Source organism: Thermoanaerobacter kivui (assembly GCF_000763575.1).
Taxonomy (GTDB): Bacteria; Bacillota; Thermoanaerobacteria; order Thermoanaerobacterales; family Thermoanaerobacteraceae; genus Thermoanaerobacter; species Thermoanaerobacter kivui.
The window spans coordinates 1,526,204-1,550,544 of the sequence record NZ_CP009170.1 but is presented as its reverse complement, the minus strand read 5'-3'; the positions used below and the strand labels follow the sequence as shown (position 1 = coordinate 1,550,544).

Sequence of the window (24,341 nt, the reverse complement as noted above, 5' to 3'; positions counted from 1 at the left end):
CCCAGAGGGAGGGGAAACCTATGAACAACGAAAAATTGTCTAAAGAAGCTATTACAGAGCTTATCAATAAAGGGAAAAAAACTGGGATGCTAACCTACAATGAGATAATGGATTCTTTAGAAGATATTGATTTGAATCCTGACCAAATTGAAAAAGTGTATGATACTTTTGAAGATTTGGGTATAGAGATTGTGGGAGAGGAACCTCGTCAGGAAGAAATACCAGAAGAAGATTTAGACCTTGACCTTTCTCTTCCTGAGGGAATCAGCATAGACGACCCTGTCAGAATGTATTTAAAAGAGATAGGCAAGATTCCTCTTCTCACTCCTGAAGAGGAAATAGAATTAGCCAAAAGAATAGAACAGGGGGATGAAGAAGCTAAAAAAAGGCTTATAGAAGCTAACTTAAGACTTGTAGTGAGCATTGCCAAAAGATATGTAGGAAGAGGAATGCTTTTCCTTGATTTGATACAAGAGGGAAATTTAGGCCTTTTAAAAGCTGTAGAAAAATTTGACTACAGAAAAGGCTATAAATTCAGTACCTATGCCACATGGTGGATAAGGCAGGCTATTACAAGGGCTATTGCGGACCAAGCAAGGACAATAAGAATTCCTGTCCACATGGTAGAAACTATTAACAAATTGATAAGAGTTCAAAGACAACTGTTGCAGGAATTGGGTCGCGAACCTACTCCAGAGGAATTAGCAAAAGAAATGGGTATGCCTGAAGAGAAAGTAAGGGAGATAATGAAGATAGCTCAAGAGCCTGTATCATTAGAAACCCCGATTGGGGAAGAAGAGGATAGCCATCTCGGGGATTTTATACCTGATGAAGATGCACCAGCTCCAGCAGAGGCTGCTGCATTTACAATGCTAAAAGAGCAATTGATGGATGTTCTCGACACTTTAACCCCGAGGGAAGAGAAGGTATTAAGGTTGAGATTTGGACTTGATGATGGTAGAGCAAGGACATTAGAGGAAGTCGGTAAAGAATTTAATGTTACAAGAGAGCGCATAAGACAAATTGAAGCAAAAGCGTTGAGAAAATTGAGACATCCTTCTCGATCTAAAAAATTGAAAGATTTTCTTGATTAAAAGATAGCTGTCTTGACAATGGGGCAAAAATCTGTATAATTATTATTGTATTCCTCAGTAGCTCAATGGTAGAGCAACCGGCTGTTAACCGGTAGGTTGTAGGTTCGAGCCCTACCTGAGGAGCCATTTTTTGGGCCTTTAGCTCAGCTGGCAGAGCGGTCGGCTCATAACCGATTGGTCCGGGGTTCAAATCCCTGAAGGCCCACCATTAAAATAGATATTTTAAAAAGCATTTGAGGCTATCAAATGCTTTTTATTTTTTATTGGGAGGATTTTATGAAGCTGACTGAGAGATTAAAAAAAATAGTTGAATATATACCTTATGGAACAAAAGTAGCGGACATAGGAACTGACCACGGTTTTATTCCTGTTTACCTTATTGAAAATAACATAGCTTCTTACGTAATAGCTTCTGATTTAAAATCAGGTTCACTGAATAAGGCTATAGAAGAAATAAAAAAGCGCGGATTGCAAGGCTTTATTGATACGAGATTAGGAAATGGGTTGTCTGTTTTAAAGCCTCATGAGGTAGAAGTTGTTGTAATTGCAGGAATGGGTGGAATTTTAATTTCTCAAATACTTGAGGAAAGTAAAGAAATCGCGAAAACCATCCAAAGATTTATATTACAGCCCATGAGAGATTCTGATTATCTGAGAAAGTATCTTGTTGAGAATGGTTATAAAATTTATGATGAAGATTTAGTAAAAGAAAAACAAAAGTATTATGAAATACTTGTAGCAGAACATGGTAGACAAAATATCAAAAATGACATATATTATGATATAGGACAAAAACTCATAGAGAAAAATCATCCTTTGTTAAAAGATTTTGTGCAATACAAAATAGATAAAATTCAGAGAATTATTAATAAACTTCCAAAAGAGAAGAAAAAATATAATCAATTAAAAGAAAAATTAGAGAAATTCGAGGTGTTGAGGGATGGGCTTAAAATGTCAAACAATAGCTTCTATGATGGATAAGCTTGCACCGCGAAAACTTGCTGAAGAATGGGATAACGTTGGATTGATTGTTGGAGACGGCTCCAAAGATGTATCTAAAGTTTTAGTGGCATTAGATACAACTTTTGAAGTTGTTAAAGAAGCAATTGAAAAGAAAGTTGACATGATTATCACTCATCATCCGTTAATTTTTAAGCCTATAAAGAATGTAAGAACTGATAATCCAGTTGGTTCTTTGCTGATCCGACTTATAAAAAACGATATATCTCTTTATGCAGCTCATACCAGTTTTGACATAGCTCAAAATGGAATAAATGATATATTATGCAATGTTTTGGGCATATACGACAGAGAGATTTTAGATGTTACCTATTCAGAAGGTTATAAAAAGATTGCAGTTTATGTGCCAGAAGGCTACGAAGAAGTTGTCAAAAATGCCATGTGTAGTGCGGGAGCAGGTTTTATTGGGAATTACAGCGATTGTACTTTTCAGATTTCAGGATTAGGAAGTTTTAGACCATTGGAAGGGACTAATCCCTTTATTGGAGAAAAAGGGAGAGTTGAAAAGACTTCTGAGGTAAAAATAGAAACGGTAGTTCCACAAAAACTTTTAGAAAAAGTTATTAAGGCGATGTTGAGCGTACACCCTTATGAAGAAGTTGCTTATGATGTATATCCTTTAGAAAATATAAAAGTAGAATATGGGCTTGGAAGGATAGGTTATATAACTGAAACTACTTTGAAAGAGTTAGCTTTGCAAGTTAAAGCAAAACTGAAATTGTCAAATTTGAGAGTGGTAGGAGACCTTGAAAAAAAGATTAAAAAAGTTGCAGTCTGCGGAGGAAGCGGTGCAAGTCTTATTCATAAAGCGTTTTTCAAAGGAGCGGATGTCTTAATAACAGCAGATATTGGTTATCACGATGCTGTGGAAGCTCAACACCTCGGATTGTCTCTAATTGATGCAGGGCATTTTGGAACAGAAAATATTGCAGTTAGGTTTATAGCAGAATATATAATAGATGAAACGCAAAAACAAGGTTATGAAATAGATGTGATTGTAAGTGAAACTCAAAAGGATCCTTTTGTTTATTTGTAAGAGTATTGACATATAATGATATATATGATAGTATATATTCAAGAAATATAATATGTGAGTAAGTCGGATGGCCGCGTGCGATTTCGCACGAGGAAAGTCCGAGCTCCATAGGGCAGGGTGCCGGGTAACACCCGGTGGAGGCGACTCCAAGGAAAGTGCAACAGAAATATACCGCCTGGCACTAAATGTGTTATGGAAAATATATTCTTAATGTAAAATATTAAATAACACATTTAGTGCCAGGTAAGGGTGGAAAGGTGAGGTAAGAGCTCACCAGGGACCAGGCGACTGGTCTGCTCTGCAAACCCCACCTGGAGCAAGGCGAATAGGAGGGAGTAGGTGGCCCGCCGTTTCCCTCGGGTTATGCCGCTAAAGGTGTCGGGCAACTGACTACCGTAGATAGATGGCCATCCTCGACAGAACTCGGCTTATAGACTTGCTCACATATTTTTTAAAAGACACCATGACTTTCATGGTGTCTCAGATTGACGACAAACCCCACTTTTTATCTACGTAAAAAGTGGGGTTTGCTTTGTATTTGGATATAATTTGATAAATATTGGATAAAAATCATGGAAAGGTGAAGAACCCTTCCTTTTTTTCCATAACCATGTCGCTAATTTCTTTAAATTCATGCATGCGAAAATAAGCATCACCTGCATGGACAATTTTTTTATCCCTCTTAATATTGTCCTGTCAATTCTCAAATTAAATCTCCAAAGATTTTCAAATTATGATAGCATTTTTTAAGGGCATAAAATATTTTTTCTCAAATTATTACAGCCTGATTAAAAATTTTTTCACTTTTTAAGAGCATTACTGCCAAAATATGTTAAAAGTTAATTGCGATGTTTGAAACCGCAATAACAACAACGGATAATAGTTTATATTTTTATATTCTACGTATTAGCATTTAAAGGCTATTTATTCGCAACAAAAAATTAATAAGAATAAGTGGCGATATAGCGTAGGTGAAACACCCATTCCCATGCCGAACACGGAAGTTAAGCCCTCCAGCGCCGATGGTACTGCTTTCGCGGGAGAGTAGGTCGCTGCCGGTAATTTAAAAAGAGGTAGTCTGTTTTTAAAATGGACTATCTCTTTTTTATTTTAATGTTTCAAAAATTAGTCTTAGATTTTTATTTGAAAAACTTAGAAAACAACAAAAAACAAAAAAAGAAAAGCTTATAAAGATAGTAAAATACGACGTAAAATGAAAGTTGATACTCTCATAATAAAATGTTACCATCGAATTGGAAGATCTTCCAAAATAAAATTTGTATGGATGGAGGTTAGAAGTGAATGAATAAAATTTTTACAAAAAAGTTCCTTGCGGTGTTTTTAATGGTTGTTGTTATGATAACAAATTTAATCAATGTTGCGAATGCACAAGCATTAAACACAAAATTTAAAGGAAACATTTCAACTATATACTCTAAAGATGGAAAAAATCTCGAAGTTATAAGAGATGGCAAGAAAATTCTTAGTGTAACAAGAAAAAATGCTTTAGAAAATTCTAATTCCTTAGAGATATATATTTGTATAATTGGTGTTTTTGTTTTTTTCTTGTGTGGGATGATGTATAATATTTTGTGTAAGGAAACTTGACTAAAAAAAGAAAAATAAGGTACATTTGTTTTTATTTCAGCTATTGTCCTCCTCAATGATGGTATACCGAATAGGTATTGAATGAATAATATTTTTATCAGTACTACTGGGTCTATACTTGGTCTACCATAATCTTTGGAGTATTTATCTTTTACTAAGTCATATATGAAATCAAATTTGATGACTTTTTCTATTTTTCTCAATAGGTGATCTTGGGGAACTAATTGATCTATGCTTACAAATTCTATTTGTTTTGTCTTGCATCATCTTTTTTTGATAACATCTTTTTCTACCCCTTTTATTTTTTTGTTTAAATTAAAATGCGGGATCCCTTTTATTATACCGGGATCCCGAAATTTTGTCTAAAGTCTGATACCATGGCTTTCATGGTATTTTTTATTGAAAAATTGTTTGGTTAGTAGATTTTTGTTTGATTTAATGTTTCTTTTTTGCTAATATTATATATGGTAAAACTAATAAAAGGAGAGATTTGCATGAGCATACACATAGGAGCTAAAGAAAATGAGATTGCTCAGACAGTGCTGTTACCAGGTGACCCGTTGAGGGCAAAATACATAGCCGAAAATTTTCTTGAAGATGCAAAATGCTATAATGAAATTAGAGGTATGTACGGTTTTACAGGGTATTATAAAGGTAAAAGAGTATCAGTCCAGGGTACAGGCATGGGTGTACCTTCTTTGTCTATTTATGTAAACGAGCTTATTACCAGCTATAATGTCAAAAACCTCATTAGAATAGGAACTTGCGGAGCTTTACAGCCAGATATAAAATTAAGGGACATAGTAATCGCTATGAGCTCTTCAACAGATTCTGCAATAAATAAAATTAGATTTAATGGAATGGATTACGCTCCTACTGCAAGTTTTAAGTTGCTCAAAAAGGCTTATGACGTAGCAATAGAACAAGGAATACAACCCAAAGTAGGAAACATTCTCACAACAGACACTTTCTATCATGATGACCATCACAGTTGGAAACTATGGGCAAAATTTGGCGTATTGGCAGTAGAAATGGAAACAGCGGGGCTTTACACGCTTGCAGCGAAATACAAAGTGGATGCACTTACAATATTGACTGTAAGTGACAGTCTAGTTACGGGAGAAGCAACATCTGCAGAGGAAAGACAAAAGACTTTCATGGATATGGTAAAAATTGCCTTGGAAATAGCTGAATAATTTATAAAGAGGATAGCTTTATGTTATCCTCTTTTAAAATAATGGCTTTGAAAGGAGATGATTTTTATGCAACCTATGAAATTTAGACCTATTTTTATGGAGAGAATATGGGGAGGAAACGCATTAAGAGAAAGGTTTGGCTTTGATATACCTTTAGATAAAAAAGTTGGAGAACTGTGGACAATATCTGACAATAGAACTGCTGTAAGTATAGTTGATGGTGGAGAGTTTGATGGTGAGAAATTAAATGTGGTGGCTGAGAAATTTTCTGATGAAATATATGGCAAAGGCATAAAATATCAAAGATTTCCTCTTCTTATAAAAATAATTGACGCGCAGGACAAACTATCCGTGCAGGTTCACCCTGACGACGAGTATGCCTTCAAACATGAAAATGGGGATTCTGGTAAGACGGAGATGTGGTACATAATTGATGCAAAGCCAGGGGCAAAACTGGTATGTGGCTTAAAAGAGGGTACCACAAAAGAAGAGTTTAAAAAATTGTTACAAGAAGAAAGATTGGAGGAGTGTTTAAAAGAAGTAGAGGTACAAGCGGGAGATGTAGTTTACATACTCTCTGGAATGGTACATGCCATAGGAGAAGGAATACTTATATGTGAAATTCAGCAAAATTCTGACCTCACTTATAGAATCTATGATTACAACAGAGTTGATGAATTTGGCAGAAAAAGAGAGCTACATGTTGAAAAAGCTCTGGAAGTGATAGATTTCGATTTAAAGACTGATAAAATAGTGCCACAGTTCGAAAATATAGAAGGTGGGCAGATATCTCATGTGGTTAAATCTCCGTATTTTGATGTAAGTATAATTAAAGTGGAGAAAGAAGTAGAACTGAATACGGGTGGCAAATTCAACACCTTAACTGCTGTTGAGGGAAGTTGTGAAATTAGGTATGACAACTTGAATATAAATCTAAAAGCTGGAGAGACTGTTTTGATACCTGCAGCCATTCAAAAATATTTGCTTGTAGGTAATTGTAAAATTCTTAAGGCTTATGTTTAATGGCGGAGGTGTGATATTGACAACCCATTTTTAAAATTGTATAATAAGAGGCAGAAAAAAGTGGGGTTATAGCTCAGCTGGTCAGAGCGCTACGTTGACATCGTAGAGGTCACAGGTTCGATCCCTGTTAACCCCACCATATTTATTATGAAGGTTAAACGCTCAAAAAGAGCGTTATTTTTTATTTTGGTGTCCATTTGGTGCCCAAATTCTATAACTTTTCGGTTTTGAAACCCACTCTTTTTGGAATGTCATAGCTCAAAAAATAGGAAAAAGATAGAGATAATTGTTGAAAACATTTTATTTAAGGTATATAATAAAGCTGTGATTACCAAATAATTGGGGGGATTTACATGAATTTGAATTCTTACATAGACAATATGAGGAATGAGATTATAAAATCAGTGCAGGAGGTTGTCAGAATAAAAAGTGTTCAAGATAACCCTAAGCCTGGTATGCCTTATGGTGAAGGTGTAGCCAAGGCATTAGAAAAAGCTTTAGAGATTGCTAAAAACCTTGGGTTTAGAACAAAGAATGTTGATGGTTATGTGGGATATGCGGAGTACGGTGAAGGAGAAGAAATGATAGGAGTGTTAGGGCATTTGGATGTGGTTCCTGAAGGCGACGGGTGGATTTATCCGCCTTATGGTGCTGAAATCCACGATGGTAAAATGTATGGAAGAGGGACTGTAGATGACAAAGGCCCAATTATTGCTGCTTTATACGGTTTGAAGGCGATAAAAGACGCTGGATTAAAGCTTTCTAAAAGAGTAAGGATTTTATTTGGAACAAATGAAGAGTCTGGTTCTCACGAGATAGAGTATTACTTAAAACATGACGAAGTGCCGACAATGGGGTTTACTCCTGATGCTCAATATCCTATCATATATGCAGAAAAAGGTATTACTATGTTTAGAGTTGTCAAAGATTTTGAAAAGAAACCTAAAAATTTAATAGTAAAATATATTCGTGGTGGTCAAAGACCTAATGTAGTGCCTGATTATTGCGAATGTGGACTTGAAGTAAAGGATGAAAATAAAAAGAGAGAAATAAAAGAAAAATTACAAACTTTTGTAAAAGAAACTGGTTATGATATAAAGGCGGAAGAAAACAATGACTTGTTAACTATTAAGTCCATAGGAGTTTCTGCTCATGGTAGTCTTCCGCATCTTGGGAAAAACGCTATAATGCAATTGTTGCTCTTTCTTGATAGAATTGATTTAGAAGACAGCGATGTCAAAGATTTTATACATTTCTTTGCTCAAAATGTAGGAATGGAGACAGATGGAAAGACTTTTGGGGTTTATTTAAAAGATGGAACTGGAGAACTGACTTTTAATGTAGGAACGATAGAGTTAGATGAGAATAAAGGGACTTTAGGGTTAAATATAAGGTATCCGGTAAAATATAAATATGAAGATTGGATGACTCCTTTTGAAGAGAAGATCAAACCTTATGGCATACGAGTGGAAGATATGATGCATCAGCCACCGTTGTATTTTCCACCAGACCATCCGCTTATCAAAGCACTTAGCAATGTTTACGAAGAACAAACAGGTCAAAAAGCGGAACTTTTGGCGATTGGTGGAGGAACATATGCAAAAGAAATGAAAAACATGGTGGCCTTTGGACCTGTATTTCCAGGGAAACCTGATTTGGCGCATCAGGCAAATGAATATATTGAGATAGAAGATTTAATATTGAACGCAAAGATATATGCTCATGCCATATATGAGCTGGCAAAATAAAATCCTTCACAACGAGGGATTTGAGTTTGTTGACAAACTTTTATGTTAAATTAAGTCTCCAGCTTTATATTAAAGTGCAGGCTTACGTATCTAAGTCGTGTCATAGGCTTCCTTTGGGCAGCTTCCGAATTCGCTTTCTTTCTTACATGAAAGGAAGCTTTAATTTAAGTTTACAAAAATTCTTTTAAGGAAATAATTATTTAAGAGCTGCTCATGGGAAGCTGCTTTTCCAAAACTTCGCCAAGACACACTAAGATACTTCCGCAATGCACTTTACGCATAAAAGCGGAGACTTTTTAAATGGACTTTGTCTACACTCTAAAATCCTTCACAACGAAGGATTTTATTTTAGTGTAAGATAGATTCCTGTTTCCTCTAAAATAAATCCCATATCCATCCAAAATAGAGAAGAATCATTTAAATAAACAGATATAACTCAAATATGTTTTAAAAAATTTGATATAACTTACTTCTTTTTCCAATCCTTTGTTATCATTTTCATTTGGTAACAAAAACTCATTTATTATAATTCTGTTAATTGGTTCATAGGGGTCTTGAAAAATTGTCAGCCAGATTCGCGATTTTTTTCATACCATTTAATAACACAAACCATTCAGTATCGTTTTCATATTTTAAAATATGTTGTGTAAAATTAATCCCTACAATTTTCTCTATTTCACTTTTCATTGTGGCAATATACTTATCGCGAGGAGTTCACTCAAAGTAGTGTTTATACACCTAAAAGATATAACATCATTCATGTTATTCCTCTTTTCTTAAAATAACATCTTTATTAATTGATAAGCTTTGTATATTATAAATTCTATAAAAACGTTTAAATTCCTTCTTTTATAGAAAGAAACTCAAAAATTAATGATTGACATATTTTAGAGGGATGTATATAATAAAAATAGAAGTTGTGGGGTTATAGCTCAGCTGGTCAGAGCGCTACGCTCACATCGTAGAGGTCACAGGTTCGATCCCTGTTAACCCCACCATATTTATTATGAAGGTCAAACGCTCAAAAAGAGCGTTATTTTTTATTTTGGTGCCCATTTGGTGCCCAAAATTTTTTCTATTTTTTGAATGGCATCTCTTTTTTTCCGGAGCCACATGAAAGCATTGTAAGGAAATTAAAGTCACCTCTTGACATATTATCGAAATGCTGTAGAATGATAGTATAATGAAAATCTTATTAAACTTTTTGGCGTTTTAAAAACTATTGCATGGAGGTTAATATAATGTACATTCCAACGATTAATCCTTATGCTTTTAAAATAGGACCTATTGCAGTCCATTGGTATGGAATTTTTATGGCACTTTCCATTGCTATAGGTGCATATTACTTATATAAACAGGCAATGAAATTAAATTATGATGAGGATTTTTTGTTAAACCTTTTAATGGTTGTAGTAATTTCAGGGGTAGTTGGAGCAAGGTTGATGTTTGTTTTGGCAAATTACCCTGAATGGTTTATTAAAAATCCTATTCAGGTGCTAAAGATTTATGAAGGTGGCTTGTCATGGCACGGAGCAGTTTTGGGAGGCTTTTTGGCGGGGCTTTACTATTGCCGTAAAAAAGGAGTAAGGATAAATCCATTAGAGGATTTTGCTGTTTTAGGACTTGCAATTGGAAACATATTAGTTAGAATTGGCAATATTTTCAATCAAGAAGTATTAGGGAGACCTACTGAGTTTGCTTTTGGTAGATGGCCTGCTCAACTGGTAGGAGTTGCTATGGGCATGATACTTCTTACTAGGTATTTTTATATACAAAAAAAACATATGCCTGATGGATACCAATTTTGGTCTTTTATATTTTACTATCAACTGATGAGAGGGTTAATTGAAGAAACTGTAAGGGATAATCCTTTAATATGGCCTGTATATTTAAATGAAAAATGGGGAATAGGATTTTTCACCTTGACTCAGTTGGTAACACCTTTCATTTTGATATTGGCATACTGGATGATAAGAAGAGTGTTAAATGACCCGAATAAACAATTTTACAATTAAACTGCCTTTGAGGCAGTTTTCTTATTTAAGGCAAATTAAGAAAAAAGGTAGATGGTATTCGTTAATCTTTATAATTTGTAAAGGTGATTAATTTAGTAACTTTAGTGAAGCCTTACAGGGGCTGTTTCTTGTTTATTTTTTATTGTCTAAATGGAAATATGTATGATAAAATGAAATCAAAGAAAACTTCAAGAAATTTTCCGATTTTTGAATCATCTTAGAATTACCTGAAAGGTGAATAAATAAATTTGCTCTGTGAATAAGTAATGAAAAGTGATAAAAAAGAAAGGAGGGTGGCAGTATGCCTCTACCAAAGGAGGATAAAATATACACTTATGCTGATTATTTAAAGTGGCCAGAAAATGAAAGGATAGAATTGATTAATGGACAAGTTTATTTAATGACACCTCCTTCAAGAATTCATCAAGAAATATTAGGAGCAATATTTTATCAATTTTACGATTATCTAAAAAATAGACCATGCAAAGTATATTTGGCACCTTTTGGTGTTAGGCTTCCTAAAGGCGATGAAAAAAGTAATGAAGAGATAAAAACTGTTGTTGAGCCAGATATGGTGGTTATCTGCGATGAATCAAAACTTGATAATGAAGGATGCAAAGGGGCTCCTGATTTAATTGTAGAGATTGTATCACCGTCAACAAGAAAAAGGGATAGAGTAGAAAAATTTAATCTGTATGAAAAACATGGTGTAAAAGAGTACTGGATTGTAGAGCCAGAAGATAAAATTGTGAGTGTATTTGTTTTGCAAGAAAACAAGAGATATGGGGTAAAAGTATATACTGATAAAGATAAAATTAAAGTTTCCCTCTTTGATGACCTTATAATTGATTTGGCGCTTATCTTTAACTATTGAGTAATCTAAATTGAAACTACTTTATTCTACCACATTTTAATGGTAAAATTATATTGGCAAATTTTTTACAGAGGAGCTGAAAGGATGGAAAAAAGAAAAGTTTTTGATGACTTATTAGTTAAGATTGACCAAAAAGCAAGAGAAATTGATGATATGGATGAATTTTATCGTGAAGTTGTTAAAATATTAGCAGACAATGTCCCTTACTACAATTGGACGGGTTTTTATTTCATGAAGGATGGAGAGTTAGTAATAGGACCTTATATTGGTAGACCTACAGAACATGTGAGAATAAAAGTGGGACAGGGTGTTTGTGGAAGGGCTGTCGCAGAAAAAAAATACTATAATTGTTGATGATGTGACAAAAGAAGACAATTATCTTGCCTGCAGCTTTGAGACAAAATCTGAAATTGTAGTGCCAATATGGGTACATGGCGAAATAATAGGAGAAATAGATATTGACAGTGATGACTTAAGGGCTTTTGATGAAGAAGATAAAAGATTTTTAGAAAAAGTTGCAGAAATTATAGGTCGAAAACTCAAAAAATAGATTTCCATTGATTTTTTGTGGTATAATAATTATATTAGGAAGGAGGATTAGCTATGAGAGAAAGAGTAGAAGAAGTATTAGAGCTTCTAAGACCATCTCTTCAATCAGACGGAGGAGATGTGGAACTTATTGATGTTACAGATGATGGGATTGTAAAAGTAAGGCTGACAGGTGCTTGTGGAGGATGCCCTTTTGCTACTTTGACGCTGAAAGAAGGCATTGAAAGGGCTCTCAAAGAAGAAATTCCTGAAGTTAAAGAAGTGATAGCAGTTTAAAAAATCCGGGTTATCCGGATTTTTTTTGCTATATAAGCAGGATTTTTTAACCATACATAGAATAGTATATATGGGAATATTTTCAAGGAGGTCTATGTATGGTTAAAAAATTTTGTTTAGCAGGATTGATTGTCTTGATGTTATTTCTAAATTTATCAAATGTCTATTCAGAAGTTAATACTTCTTCAGAAGAAAAAATATTACAAAAAATAACAATGGAAGTGCCTTTTACAAAGGGATTAAAATTGGTGGAACATAATCTGCAAAACGGGTTATACAGCTTTAAATTTAAAGGAAATAAACCCTTTAAGACTTTAAAAATTGTATATGATAGTGACAAAAATAAGTTAGATTATATAGACTATTACGTAGATACTTTTACACATTTTTACAATAATTTGCCAGTTAGATATTCAAAGGGTGAGTCGATAATTTTAGCACACAATTTGATATCTTTGATTACAGGAGAGGAATATCAATTTGTAAAAAGCCTTTTAGATGAGGAGTATATTGATGAGAGCTTAGAAAAACCACATATCTATAAGCTAATATTTAAAAAGGTGATAAACAATCTCATAGTGGATAATAGAGAAATAGTTGTGTACATAGATTCTCATTCAGGAGAAGTTGTTAAATTTTTTGCTGAAAATCTTTCGGAAGAAGTAGAATACGAAGATACAAAAAATATTAAAAGTGTTGATGAGATAAAAAGCTTATATCAAAGATATGTTGTTCCTCAGCTTATGCTTTATAATGATGGGAAAAAATATCGGTTTGTGTATATTCCCTCTTTAAATCCTCTGTTTTATGCCATTGATGCTAAAAGTGGTATTTTTACTGATTATAAAGGAAATGATATAAAAGAAGAAATGGCTAAGCTGGATTTTGTAAAGTTAAACATTAAAGACTCTGCGTTAAAAAATCCAGAGACAATTGCTCAAGATATAGCAAAAAATTTAAAAATAGATAAAATTTCTTTGCTCAAATCCGGTTATGTGAATAATTTTTATTTGACGGGTAAACCGGCTGTGACCTATGATTGGAATTTTACAAGTTTAAAAGACAAAATTTTAAATATAAATGTAGCAATTGATTCTCACGACCAAAGTGTTATTCACTTAGGTTTTGGTTATTGGAATTATAAGGAGAAAAATTTTAGAATACTTGATATGGAAGAGGCAAAGACATATGTGAAAGAACATCTTTATAATTATTTGTCTTGTGATTTTTTGGTAGCATATCCTATGAATTATCGAGATAATAAAATTTATACTTTTTATAGACAAACAAACAATACGATAATTTCTAATAATTATATAACCATTGAAACAAATAAGGAAGGAATAATTAAAAAAATAATTTTTAATTGGGATTATATTGATTTTCCAAAGATAGACAATACTATCAATACACAAGTTACTCAAAATATTTTTATAGATAGTGGTTTTAAACTGTACTATTTTATAACAAAGAATAAAAAAGGTAAATTAGTGTATATACCTAACTCTTTGGAGTTTATGATAGATGCCAGCACAGGGGAAAAGATATATTACAGTTCTTTAAATTGGGAGGAGGATTAGAGAATGGACAATGAAATTTTGAAACTTGAAGCGGCTGAAGAATTAGGACTTCTTGAAAAGGTAAAAAAAGTTGGATGGTCTAAGTTATCTGCCCAAGAAACTGGGAAGATAGGTTCAATAGTTAAGAAAAAGATGAAAATGCAACAGGAGGTAGGAAAAAAAGAAAAGTTGTGATATACTCTATTTGAGGTGAATTGCCATGGGGGATAAAAATTTGTTTGAAGAGGCTGCTCGCCTCATTAAGCAGTCAAGAAAAACTATTGTATTGACAGGAGCAGGTATATCAACGGAAAGTGGTATACCTGATTTTAGAAGCCCAGGAAGGGGTCTGTGGGAGAAGTTAGATCCAATGGAGGTTTTGTCAACGGGAGTATTGTACAATTTCCCGGAGGAATTTTATAAAGTTGGTTTCAAGATTTTGTCTTCAATGAGAAATGCTGAGCCTAATGAAGCTCATTACATATTAAGCGAAATGGAGAAAGAAGGTATAATTTTTGGAGTAATTACACAAAATATAGACAATCTTCATCAAAAAGCGGGTTCTAAAAATGTATTCGAAGTTCACGGCAATACGAGAGAAGGAAGTTGTTTACATTGTGGAAAAAAAGTCTCTTTTGAAGTTTTAGAGGAAAAAGTAAATAAAAAACAAATTCCTCCTCGCTGCGATGAGTGTGGTGGGTTACTGCGGCCTGATGTAGTACTATTTGGAGATCCTATGCCTTATGTTTTTGATTTGGCAGTAAAAGAAGTAAAGTCCAGCGATTTGTTAATAGTCATAGGTTCTTCTTTGGCAGTTTCGCCAGTGAACTTTTTGCCAGATATAGTAAGACATTTAATAATTATAAATGCGACAGAGACTCCTTATGACTATAAAGCTGATGTAGTTATAAGGGAAAAAGCAAGCTATGCGCTTAGAAATATATGGGATATTATAAAATTTCAATAAAAAATTTGACAATTCGATATATAAGTGCTATGATAGAGAAGTAAATTATTTATCAAGTTTGGAGGAAGATATAAATGGTAAGAGGTAAAGTAAAATGGTTTAATGCCGAGAAAGGCTATGGCTTTATTGAAAGGGAGGATGGCACAGACGTATTTGTCCATTACTCAGCAATTGAAGGTGATGGCTTTAAGACATTGGAGGAAGGACAAAAAGTTGAGTTCGAGGTAGTTGAAGCTGCAAAAGGACCACAAGCTTCTAAGGTAAGAAAGGTAAACTGACGTGAAATTAAACCCTAACATTAAATATGTTAGGGTTTTTTGATATAGGAGGTATTTACTATGAGTGATTACATTGTAAGAGCTACAGCTTATAATAATAAAATATTAGCTATTGCAGCTTTTTCAACACAAACTGCCCAGAAGGCTAAAGAAATTCACAATCTCACACCTACCACTTGTGCAGCTTTAGGAAGAGCTTTGACAGCTGTCGCTATGATGCGAGTTATGATGAAGGGTGAAAAAGACAAGGTCACTTTAGTTATAAAAGGTGATGGGCCTATAGGGAATATTGTTGCAGTGTCAAATTACCCGGGAATTGTCAAAGGGTATGTAGGAAATCCTACAGTGGATTTACCACTGTCTGAAAAAGGAAAATTAGATGTAGGCAAAGCTGTTGGTAAAAATGGATATGTGACTGTTATAAAAGATATAGGTTTAAAGGAACCTTACATTGGAACTGTAGAGCTTCAAACTGGGGAAATCGGGGAAGATATAGCCTATTATTTTTATGCCTCTGAGCAGGTACCTTCTGCTGTTGGGGTAGGAGTGTTAGTGGGAAAAGAAGGAAATGTTTTAGCTTCTGGAGGCTTTATTATACAGTTATTGCCTAATGTTGAAGAAGAAGTTGTAGCAAAGCTAGAGGAAGTACTCAGGAATATTTCTTCAGTTACAGAATTGTTAAGGAATGGATATCTACCAGAAGATATATTGAACCATATATTAGGGGAGATGGGACTTAATATTTTAGAAAGAGTAGATTTAAAATATGAATGTGATTGTTCACAAGAAAGATTTGAAACTGCTATAATTGCTCTTGGAAAAGAGGAGATAGAAAAACTTATTTCAGAAGGACAATCTGTTGAAGCTGTATGCCATTTTTGTGGTAAAAAGTATTTGATAGAGGAAAGTAGGCTTAAAGAATTGCTGAGAATTGCAGAGGAATAAAGCAAATTTAAGAGAATCATCGATATTTTTTATTTTTAATTAGACATAAAGGCGAAAAAATCCTCAAAATAGTGTTGACTAATAGCAGTTTTTTATGTATACTATTACTTGCACGGCAGTAGAATGGTCGTATAGCTCAGCTGGGAGAGCACCTGCCTTACAAGCAGGGGGTCATAGGTTCGAGTCCTATTGCGACCACCACGGCCCAATAGCTCAGTTGGTTAGAGCGCCAGCCTGTCACGCTGGAGGTCGAGGGTTCAAGTCCCTTTTGGGTCGCCAGTTATGCCTCGATAGCTCAGTTGGTAGAGCAAGGGACTGAAAATCCCTGTGTCAGTGGTTCGATTCCACTTCGAGGCACCATTATGCGGACATAGCTCAGTTGGTAGAGCATCACCTTGCCAAGGTGAGGGTCGCGAGTTCGAGTCTCGTTGTCCGCTCCAATATGGCGACATAGCCAAGTGGTAAGGCAGAGGTCTGCAAAACCTTTATTCCCCGGTTCGAATCCGGGTGTCGCCTCCATAAAAATATGAAACTTTAGTGAATCAGGTTATGAAAAAGCCCTAGAAGGGGCTTATATTTTTTAAATTTTGGTTCTTTGTCAATAGTTGGGGTGGGTATTTTTTTCTGAATGCTCACCTATAAATTTTTACAAAAAATATTTGTTAAATTATGTTAGTTATGATAAGAGATATAGCTAGAAGTATGGGTGGATATTTATTTATGTTTTTTCATCAAAGCTCTATAATATCCTTGAATATCCTTTATCACTAAAAATAGTATTGCATCAAGCATTGCAATATAATATCCTTTTCCTGAAGCGATAAAAATTTCTGTAGCCATATGCAAGCCTTTTTAGTACTTTAATTTTATTATTGTAACCTTCTGTTACAGAATTAGTGTAAGGGATATCAAAGGCATTTGTTATTTCTTCAAACCAACGGTTAAATACTTGCACACATCTTTTAAATTCATCAATTTTGCTTTCTTTAGCTAACTGTATCCATCTTTTTAATTCTATTTTTGCATCCTTTGAATTCTTGCATTTTAATACTTTATCATTAAATTCTTCTTTTAAAAGGTATGCTATCCTTAAGTCGTCACTGTACCAGAACATTACTTCCAATTCTTCTTTTTGTTCTGTTGTTAAAGTATCATATTTTGCAAGAAGTAGCTTGCGGCTTTTTTTGAAATATTTTCTTTTATTGTCTGGCAATTCTTTTTGTATTCTTTTTCTTACATTTTCTATTGCCCAATATATGTACCTTGTAAAATGAAATTTGTCTATTGCTATTTTAGCTCCTTTGAAATATGTTTTTACTGTATCTGAAAAAGGCCTCCACATGTCTATAATAACCCACTTTACTTTATTCCTCTCTTTAAATCTTTTGAAATATTCACTCAGATTCTCTTGTTTTCTGTCTTTTAAAATATCTAATATTTTTCTCTCTTTTGGGTCTACAATAATACAGTGATATTTCCTGCCTCCAGAGTTCCCCTTGAATTCGTCTATACTGATAATTTCCGGTAATGTTTTATAATCAGGTTCTACTCCTACTCTGTCTAAAAGTCTCATCACAGTCGTAATTGATACCCCTGTAACTTCAGATATATCTTTCATGCTTTGTTGTTTTTTTAGTTGTTGTAGTATGTAAATAGATAATCTGTTGGTCATTCTATGATAGCGTGGCAGAAAGTCTATATGTTCATAGAACTTCTTGCCACAGCAGCGACAAACATATCTCCTCTTTTTTAGTACTATCACTGTTGGCTTTCCGAATAGCGGTACATCTTTTATCCTTTGTACTCTATAATCATGAATCTTAGATGTTATTTCTCCGCATCTTGGACAAATATGTGGTTTCTGCTTCATCTTAATATGCAGTTCTATTTTGTCGTCATGTTCTATAACACCTTCCCAAATTATCTCTTCAGATTTTAAGAAATTTGTGATATAATTACCTTGCACTTATTCTGATGCCTCCTTTTGTTAGATTGTTTTTTCCACTTCTATTATAGCAGGCATTCAGAATAAGTGCTCTCTTTTTTTGTAAGATGTTTTTTATCCACCCCAACATTTATTATAGAATCTTAATTTTAAAATCTAATCGTTTGTAGTCTTTTGGATAGGAGGGAAATTGTGGATAAAATTAACGACATAGAAAATATAGAACAAATTATAAAGGAAAATGATATGGTATTTCTTTATTCTTCTACACAAGATTGCGGAATATGTACATCATTACTTCCTAAACTTGAAGAAATGCTAGTAAACTATCCAAAAATAAAAAGTTTTCACATTCCTATTGATGAGATTCCGCTGGCTTCTGGTAAGTTTTCTGTTTTTACTGTTCCTACTGTAATAGTTTATGTGGATGGAAAAGAGGCAATAAGAGAGGCTCGTTTTATAAGTATGGACACATTAGAAGAAAAAATTTCAAAATATTACTCTCTTTTCTTTGAAGAAACTGCATAAAATTTTATGTGAAATTTTTTCATTTTTTATTTAAATTTAATTTACTAAAGTAGTAGTTTTTTTGCCAAAATTTTTATATAATAGTATGGGGTTATTAAATGTTTTTTTGTGGGGGAAGCATTGTGAAGGGGAGAAACATTCTTATTGTCGATGATAATAAACTTACAAGGAAAATCTTGAAAGATATTTTAGAAAATGCTGGGTATGGGGTGCTAGAGGCTAAAGATGGAGAAGAGGCTTTGCAAATATACAGGAATAAATTACCTGATATGGTAATATTAGATATAGTTATGCCAGGCATGAATGGCTTTGACCTTTTAAGAATTTTGAGGAAAGAAGAAGAAAATTTGATGCTTCCTATAATACTTTTGACTTCACAGGACAATTTTGAAGAAAAAATTAAGGGGTTGGAATTGGGTGCAGATGATTATTTAGTGAAACCTTTTAATGACAAAGAACTTCTGTTTAAAGTCAATAATTTGTTTCAGCGAATAGAACACAACAGAATGGCCAACCCTCTTACTGGTCTTAGAGGAAATATTGACATTAAAGAAGAAATAAAAAGGCGAATTAAAGAAAACAAGCCTTATGCCATTTTGTATATTGATTTGGACAATTTTAAGTCTTATAATGATTACTATGGTTTTCTAAGAGGAGATAATGTAATAAAACTTACAGCCAAAATTTTATCAGATGCTGTAAATCTGATTGGAAATGAAAGAGATTTTTTGGGACACATAGGTGGAGATGATTTTGTGATAATTACTACTCCTGATAAAGCTGAAGAGATGTGTAAGTATATAATTTCTCGCTTTGATGAGGAAATAAAGTATTTATATGACGATGAAGATAGAAAACGGGGTTACATAGAGACAATTAGTAGGACTGGAGAAAAGATGATGTTTCCACTGGTTTCAATTTCTATTGCTATTGTCACAAATGAATTTAGAGATTTTAAAAATGATTTGGAAATAAGTGCAGTAGCTGCTGAATTGAAAAAGAAATTAAAGATTATGGACGGAAGCTGCTACCTAAAAGATAGAAGAAAGAGTTAGGGCATACAATATGTATGCCTAATTTTTATAAGAGGTGAAAATGGTGATAAATCCTTTTGTTCCTGTAGATGAGGTAAAGTACGTTGTTATTGATGGGAGAGAAAAAGAAATAGGTAATAGTCTAACTAAATTAAGTATAGGTGTAATATATACAGAAAAATGTAATGATTTATATGATGCAATTTCTTTTCACCCCGATATCCTCATACATCCTTTAGGAGATGGTGAAGTTATTATAGCTCCAAATGTATCCAATAGCTTTATACAAAAATTAAAACAAATAGGTTTAAATGTAAGATTAGGACAAACTTATTTGAAACGCAACTATCCCTATAACATCGCATATAATGTAGCAAGATTGGGAAATATAGCTTTTCACAACTTGAAATATACAGACCCTATTTTAAGGGAATCATTAGAACAGAAGGGAATTAAATTTTTAAATGTAAAGCAGGGTTACACAAAGTGCAATATGGCTATCATAGATGATAACAGCTTTATAACCTCAGACAAAGGTATTTTTGAAGTTGCAGTGAAAAATGGAATAGAAGTTCTTTTGATTGAACCGGGAGAAATTATTTTAGAAGGTTTTAAATACGGATTTGTTGGTGGAGCAATGGGACTCATAGCAAATAAGAAATTGGCTGTGACTGGGTCGTTTAAGTCTCATAAAAATTATAAAAAAATTATTGAATTTTTGAATAAAAAAGGAGTAGAAATTGTTTATTTGACTTTTAATCAAATAAAAGACATTGGTTCCATCATCCCACTGATTTAAAGTCGGTAGAAAAGATAAAATAGACACATACTATTAACGAAGGGAGTGAGAAGAAATTGCAATTAATTTCCATAGGAGTTTCCAATGCTTTAAAATTAGATGGGGAAAATTTGAAACACGGTTTAAAAAGCCTGAGTGAAAAAGGTATAAAGGTTGCTGTGAATTCAAGTGTTTGCGGCCCTGTAACATATTATAATTTAAAAATCGAGGATAAGCCAACCTTTAATAATATTGCAAAGATTAGAAACTATATAGCTGAGGCTATTTCTGATATAATTGTAAATCAAATTGACAAAAGAATTATAAGAAAGTTAATCAACAAATATTACTATTATTTTACAGAAAGTGAAAAGGAACAGATAGAGAAAATTGCTTATAACATTATTGAAGACGATGTGAACAGGGAAACTTTTAAATTAATAAAAAGAGAACAAATTTTTGTTCTTGTGAGAGATTTTTTAAAGGAAAATGATTATATAGATATAGAAGGCTTTGTCAATTTTAGGCTTAGAGATTTTATTGGGGAGCTCAGTGAAATCACTGACAAAGCTGTGGATGAATTTTTAATGCAGAGGGAGTACAATGAGTTTATTGGCTTGCTGAAATACTTTGTGGAGTTGCAAGATTCAAAAATGGATGTGTTAAACATCGTTGTTGATAAAAATGGGAAATTCAAACTTTACAATGAAAACCATGAGCTTGTAAATAGCGATTTTATAAATGAGATATCTCTTGAGTTTAAAGATGGAACCATAAGCGACGAAGACATGCTTATGAGTACTATCATAACAATTGCTCCCAAAAAAATATTTTTCCATTCCATTAACAATATAAAAAACAAGGAAATTATAGAGACAATTAAAAAAGTTTTTTATGACAGAGTAGAAATTTGTTATGGTTGTGAACTGTGTTCAAATATTAAGTGTGAAAAATAACCCAGCTTTGCAGCTGGGTTTTAAAATTTATTAAAATTTGATATTATTATATTTGTTACTTTTTAAAGCTTGAGGTGGTGTGATGCAATTTTTAGTGAGGATGTTGTTTTTGGCTTCAGTTGGTGCGGCAATTGGGTGGTTTACGAATTTTGTGGCAGTGAAAATGCTGTTTAAACCTTTAAAACCAATAAAAATTTTAGGAATCGAGGTACAAGGTCTTATTCCTAAAAGAAAGTATGAAATTGCTAAATCAGTGGGAGAAATTGTGGAGAAAGAACTACTATCTTTTAATGATTTATGGGATAAGCTTTTGACAGACGAAAACAAGCAATTGTTATTATCTAATTTCAAATTAAAAGCTAAAGAAGTTACAGAAGGGAAACTGCCTTCTTTTCTTCCTAAAGGTGTAAAAGGAATAATATCAGCTTATATCAGTGATATTATCAATAAAGAAGTTGACGTTTTTTTAAACCATTCTTCTTATGAGTTAGCGGAAAGCATGTCCAAAAACTTCAGCATATCTCAAATTGTAGAAGAGAGGATAAGGGGTTTTGAGTTAGAAAAATTGGAAGAAGTGGTGATAAAGATTGCTCATAGCGAACTTTTTATGATAGAGCTTTTGGGAGGAGTTTTAGGATTTATAATTGGAATATTGCAGGCTCTCCTAATACAATTTTTATGAATTCTATTGACAAAAGCATTTTTGCAGGATATAATGATTAAAAAATTGAATATTAAGGCAATGAGGGGGAAAGTAGATATTTAAAGAACATCACAGAGATTGAATGACGTAGGCTGAGATCATTCAAATGTTCTGAATATCGAAGACCACCCCGGAGCTGCGGATGATAAATCCGATCGGTTATTCCGATATAATACCAGAGTATAAAAAAGAGTGGAACCGCAGATGACCTCTGCCTCTTTACGGGGTAAGAGGTTTTTTATTTAAGAAAATAAAAAAATTACAAAGGAGGGTGTTGCATGCTTATAACACTTAAAGATGGCACACAGAAGGAATTTGAAAGTGGCATGACAGTTTACGAAATAGCCAAGAGCATAAGCGAAAGGCTTGCAAAGGAAGCGGTAGGTGGAAAATTTAACGGAAAAGTGGTGGAGCTTACTACCAAAATTGAAGAAGATGGAAAACTTGAAATTTTGACTTTTGACGATGAGGATGGAAAAAAGATTTATTGGCATACTTCTTCTCACATTTTAGCGCAGGCTGTAAAAAGGCTTTTTAAAGATGTGAAATTGGCAATTGGTCCGGCTATAGACAATGGTTTTTATTATGACTTTGATACAGAAAGGCCTTTTACCACAGAAGACTTTGAAGCTATAGAACAGGAAATGAATAGAATTATAAAAGAAGATTATAAGTTGGAAAGGTTTGTCCTTCCTAAAGATGAAGCGATAGAATTGATGAAAGAAAAATATGAACCTTATAAAGTGGAGCTTATAGAAGAAATACCAGAAGGAGAGGAAATTTCTTTTTACAAGCAAGGAGAATTTACTGACCTTTGTGCTGGGCCCCATCTTATGTCAACAGGCATGGTAAAAACTGTTAAATTGTTGTCAGTTGCTGGAGCCTACTGGAAAGGCGACGAAAAAAATAAAATGCTTCAAAGAATATATGGAATAAGTTTTCCTAAAAAAAGCATGTTAGATCAATATTTACATATGTTAGAGGAAGCTAAAAAGAGAGACCATAGAAAATTAGGGAAAGAGTTAGATTTGTTTAGTATCCACCCTGAAGGACCAGGTTTTCCTTTTTTCCATCCTAAGGGAATGATTATAAGAAACATTTTAGAAGATTTTTGGCGAAAAGAACATATAAAGCATGGTTATCAGGAAATAAAAACTCCTATAATTTTGAATGAAGAATTATGGCGTAGGTCAGGACACTGGGACCACTATAAAGAGAATATGTATTTCACTGAAATAGACGGAGAGACTTATGCAATAAAGCCTATGAATTGCCCTGGAGCAATGCTTGTTTACAAGTCTACAATGCACAGTTACAGGGATTTGCCTTTGAGACTTTGTGAATTGGGTTTAGTGCATAGACATGAACTCTCAGGAGTTTTGCATGGGCTTATGAGAGTAAGAAGTTTTACTCAGGATGATGCTCACTTGTTTATGACTCCTGAGCAGGTTGAAGATGAAATTTTAGGGGTTATAAATTTAGTGGATTATTTCTATAAAATTTTTGGCTTTGAGTATTTTGTTGAATTGTCTACACGTCCTGAAAATTCTATGGGGTCTGATGAAGACTGGGAATTGGCTACAAATGCTTTGATTTCTGCTTTAAATCGTGTGAATTTACCATATAAAGTTAATGAGGGGGATGGTGCATTTTACGGGCCCAAAATAGATTTTCATTTAAAAGACAGCATAGGTCGTACATGGCAATGTGGAACTATCCAATTAGATTTCCAGATGCCTGAAAGGTTTGAACTGGAGTATATAGGCCCAGATGGAGAAAAACACAGACCTATAATGTTGCACAGGGTAATTTACGGAAGTATAGAAAGATTTATTGGAATTCTTACTGAACATTTTGCAGGGGCTTTCCCAACTTGGCTGGCGCCAGTACAAGTTAGAGTTTTGCCTATATCTGATAAACACTATGCTTATGCCCAAAATGTATACGGGCGTCTGTTGGAAAATGACATAAGAGCTGAATTAGACGACAGAAATGAAAAAATAGGATACAAAATACGAGAGGCACAACTTCAAAAGATTCCTTATATGCTGATTGTAGGGGATAAAGAAGTAGAACAAGGGACAGTATCTTTAAGGTCAAGAAAAGAAGGGGATCTAGGCGATATTTCCTTAAATGAGTTTATAGAAAAAATTCTTAAAGAAATCGCCACAAAAGCTTTATAAAATCAAAATGCTCCTTTAAAGGGGCA

Annotated in this window: 22 protein-coding genes, 9 tRNA genes, 1 rRNA gene, 1 other RNA gene, 3 pseudogenes and 1 other annotated feature; of the genes and pseudogenes, 33 read left to right on the top strand and 3 right to left on the bottom strand. The window is 33.6% G+C overall.

Annotated features, from left to right (window positions below):
- Positions 1-20: 20 nt before the first annotated feature.
- From rpoD to rnpB, 6 genes are all read left to right on the top strand, one after another.
- Positions 21-1,094 (top strand): RNA polymerase sigma factor RpoD, encoded by a 1,074-nt coding sequence (gene rpoD, locus TKV_RS07920; RefSeq protein ID WP_049686250.1) that lies wholly within the window; start codon positions 21-23, stop codon positions 1,092-1,094.
- 51 nt (positions 1,095-1,145) lie between these two features.
- Positions 1,146-1,220, top strand: a tRNA-Asn gene (locus TKV_RS07915).
- A 6-nt stretch (positions 1,221-1,226) separates the two neighbouring features.
- Positions 1,227-1,302, top strand: a tRNA-Ile gene (locus tag TKV_RS07910).
- Positions 1,303-1,370: 68 nt separating this feature from the next.
- Positions 1,371-2,075 carry a tRNA (adenine(22)-N(1))-methyltransferase gene (locus tag TKV_RS07905; protein ID WP_049685476.1) on the top strand — a complete coding sequence of 235 codons (705 nt, stop codon included), beginning with the start codon at positions 1,371-1,373 and terminating at the stop codon, positions 2,073-2,075.
- Positions 2,035-3,150, top strand: coding sequence for a Nif3-like dinuclear metal center hexameric protein (locus TKV_RS07900; RefSeq protein WP_049685475.1), 1,116 nt, complete (start codon positions 2,035-2,037; stop codon positions 3,148-3,150). The genes TKV_RS07905 and TKV_RS07900 overlap by 41 nt, the downstream gene beginning before the upstream one ends.
- A 55-nt stretch (positions 3,151-3,205) precedes the next feature.
- Positions 3,206-3,597, top strand: an RNA gene (gene rnpB, locus TKV_RS12165) — RNase P RNA component class A.
- Between the two features lie 62 nt (positions 3,598-3,659).
- Here rnpB and TKV_RS14170 read toward each other — a convergent pair.
- Positions 3,660-3,842, bottom strand: a pseudogene (locus tag TKV_RS14170) (IS5/IS1182 family transposase); the annotation flags it as partial.
- Between the two features lie 261 nt (positions 3,843-4,103).
- On the opposite strand from TKV_RS14170, the gene rrf reads away from it, so the two are divergent.
- Positions 4,104-4,211: ribosomal RNA gene (gene rrf, locus TKV_RS07890) — 5S ribosomal RNA — on the top strand.
- 241 nt (positions 4,212-4,452) lie between these two features.
- Positions 4,453-4,758 carry a hypothetical protein gene (locus TKV_RS13080; protein WP_049685473.1) on the top strand — a complete coding sequence of 102 codons (306 nt, stop codon included), beginning with the start codon at positions 4,453-4,455 and terminating at the stop codon, positions 4,756-4,758.
- Positions 4,759-4,768: 10 nt separating this feature from the next.
- On the opposite strand, the pseudogene TKV_RS12840 reads toward TKV_RS13080, so the two are convergent.
- Positions 4,769-5,006: pseudogene (locus TKV_RS12840) on the bottom strand (transposase); the annotation flags it as partial.
- A gap of 246 nt (positions 5,007-5,252) precedes the next feature.
- Here TKV_RS12840 and deoD point away from each other — a divergent pair.
- From deoD to TKV_RS07790, 19 genes and pseudogenes are all read left to right on the top strand, one after another.
- Positions 5,253-5,954, top strand: coding sequence for a purine-nucleoside phosphorylase (gene deoD, locus TKV_RS07880; RefSeq protein WP_049685472.1), 702 nt, complete (start codon positions 5,253-5,255; stop codon positions 5,952-5,954).
- 66 nt (positions 5,955-6,020) lie between these two features.
- Positions 6,021-6,977 carry a type I phosphomannose isomerase catalytic subunit gene (locus tag TKV_RS07875; protein ID WP_049685471.1) on the top strand — a complete coding sequence of 319 codons (957 nt, stop codon included), beginning with the start codon at positions 6,021-6,023 and terminating at the stop codon, positions 6,975-6,977.
- A 62-nt stretch (positions 6,978-7,039) separates the two neighbouring features.
- Positions 7,040-7,116: transfer RNA gene (locus TKV_RS07870), tRNA-Val, on the top strand.
- 214 nt (positions 7,117-7,330) lie between these two features.
- Positions 7,331-8,725 (top strand): dipeptidase PepV, encoded by a 1,395-nt coding sequence (pepV, locus tag TKV_RS07865; protein ID WP_049685470.1) that lies wholly within the window; start codon positions 7,331-7,333, stop codon positions 8,723-8,725.
- A 921-nt stretch (positions 8,726-9,646) separates the two neighbouring features.
- A tRNA-Val gene (locus TKV_RS07860) sits at positions 9,647-9,723 on the top strand.
- A gap of 243 nt (positions 9,724-9,966) precedes the next feature.
- Positions 9,967-10,740 carry a prolipoprotein diacylglyceryl transferase gene (locus TKV_RS07855; RefSeq protein ID WP_049685469.1) on the top strand — a complete coding sequence of 258 codons (774 nt, stop codon included), beginning with the start codon at positions 9,967-9,969 and terminating at the stop codon, positions 10,738-10,740.
- A 301-nt stretch (positions 10,741-11,041) separates the two neighbouring features.
- Complete coding sequence (locus tag TKV_RS07850; RefSeq protein WP_049685468.1) at positions 11,042-11,614, top strand: Uma2 family endonuclease; 573 nt, start codon at positions 11,042-11,044, stop codon at positions 11,612-11,614.
- A gap of 84 nt (positions 11,615-11,698) precedes the next feature.
- Positions 11,699-12,164 (top strand): annotated as a pseudogene (locus TKV_RS13970) (GAF domain-containing protein).
- 53 nt (positions 12,165-12,217) lie between these two features.
- On the top strand, positions 12,218-12,439 hold the full coding sequence (locus TKV_RS07840; protein ID WP_049685467.1) for a NifU family protein: 222 nt from the start codon (positions 12,218-12,220) through the stop codon (positions 12,437-12,439).
- A gap of 98 nt (positions 12,440-12,537) precedes the next feature.
- The gene (locus tag TKV_RS07835) at positions 12,538-14,019 is read left to right on the top strand and encodes a hypothetical protein (protein ID WP_049685466.1); all 1,482 of its coding nucleotides are present in this window, start codon (positions 12,538-12,540) and stop codon (positions 14,017-14,019) included.
- Between the two features lie 3 nt (positions 14,020-14,022).
- A complete protein-coding gene (locus TKV_RS07830; protein ID WP_003870178.1) occupies positions 14,023-14,193 on the top strand; it encodes a small, acid-soluble spore protein, alpha/beta type in 171 nt (56 codons plus the stop codon).
- A gap of 25 nt (positions 14,194-14,218) precedes the next feature.
- Positions 14,219-14,965 carry an NAD-dependent protein deacylase gene (locus tag TKV_RS07825; protein ID WP_004401923.1) on the top strand — a complete coding sequence of 249 codons (747 nt, stop codon included), beginning with the start codon at positions 14,219-14,221 and terminating at the stop codon, positions 14,963-14,965.
- A gap of 74 nt (positions 14,966-15,039) precedes the next feature.
- Entirely contained in the window at positions 15,040-15,243 is a 204-nt protein-coding gene (locus TKV_RS07820) for a cold-shock protein (RefSeq protein WP_003867228.1), read from the top strand.
- Positions 15,244-15,303: 60 nt separating this feature from the next.
- Entirely contained in the window at positions 15,304-16,188 is an 885-nt protein-coding gene (gene hslO, locus TKV_RS07815; protein ID WP_006569986.1) for an Hsp33 family molecular chaperone HslO, read from the top strand.
- A gap of 125 nt (positions 16,189-16,313) precedes the next feature.
- Positions 16,314-16,389: transfer RNA gene (locus TKV_RS07810), tRNA-Val, on the top strand.
- A gap of 1 nt (position 16,390) precedes the next feature.
- A tRNA-Asp gene (locus tag TKV_RS07805) sits at positions 16,391-16,467 on the top strand.
- 5 nt (positions 16,468-16,472) lie between these two features.
- Positions 16,473-16,548: transfer RNA gene (locus TKV_RS07800), tRNA-Phe, on the top strand.
- 4 nt (positions 16,549-16,552) lie between these two features.
- A tRNA-Gly gene (locus tag TKV_RS07795) sits at positions 16,553-16,628 on the top strand.
- Between the two features lie 4 nt (positions 16,629-16,632).
- Positions 16,633-16,707 (top strand) — tRNA-Cys (locus tag TKV_RS07790).
- 265 nt (positions 16,708-16,972) lie between these two features.
- Here TKV_RS07790 and TKV_RS07785 read toward each other — a convergent pair.
- Positions 16,973-18,154 (bottom strand): ISL3 family transposase, encoded by a 1,182-nt coding sequence (locus tag TKV_RS07785; protein ID WP_049685465.1) that lies wholly within the window; start codon positions 18,152-18,154, stop codon positions 16,973-16,975.
- 171 nt (positions 18,155-18,325) lie between these two features.
- Between TKV_RS07785 and TKV_RS07780 the strand changes: the two genes are divergently transcribed.
- The 6 genes from TKV_RS07780 (at position 18,326) to thrS (ending at position 24,315) form a co-directional block, all read left to right on the top strand.
- Positions 18,326-18,661 carry a thioredoxin family protein gene (locus tag TKV_RS07780; protein ID WP_049685464.1) on the top strand — a complete coding sequence of 112 codons (336 nt, stop codon included), beginning with the start codon at positions 18,326-18,328 and terminating at the stop codon, positions 18,659-18,661.
- A gap of 122 nt (positions 18,662-18,783) precedes the next feature.
- Positions 18,784-19,716, top strand: a complete 933-nt coding sequence (locus TKV_RS07775) for a GGDEF domain-containing response regulator (RefSeq protein ID WP_084574337.1) — start codon at positions 18,784-18,786, stop codon at positions 19,714-19,716.
- A 43-nt stretch (positions 19,717-19,759) separates the two neighbouring features.
- Complete coding sequence (locus tag TKV_RS07770; protein WP_049686249.1) at positions 19,760-20,494, top strand: DUF6873 family GME fold protein; 735 nt, start codon at positions 19,760-19,762, stop codon at positions 20,492-20,494.
- Between the two features lie 56 nt (positions 20,495-20,550).
- Positions 20,551-21,429, top strand: coding sequence for a putative sporulation protein YtxC (ytxC, locus tag TKV_RS07765; protein ID WP_049685462.1), 879 nt, complete (start codon positions 20,551-20,553; stop codon positions 21,427-21,429).
- A gap of 82 nt (positions 21,430-21,511) precedes the next feature.
- The gene (locus TKV_RS07760) at positions 21,512-22,111 is read left to right on the top strand and encodes a DUF445 domain-containing protein (RefSeq protein ID WP_049685461.1); all 600 of its coding nucleotides are present in this window, start codon (positions 21,512-21,514) and stop codon (positions 22,109-22,111) included.
- Positions 22,112-22,162: 51 nt separating this feature from the next.
- Positions 22,163-22,354, top strand: a binding site (T-box leader).
- 56 nt (positions 22,355-22,410) lie between these two features.
- Entirely contained in the window at positions 22,411-24,315 is a 1,905-nt protein-coding gene (thrS, locus tag TKV_RS07755; protein ID WP_049685460.1) for a threonine--tRNA ligase, read from the top strand.
- The last annotated feature ends 26 nt before the right edge of the window (positions 24,316-24,341 follow it).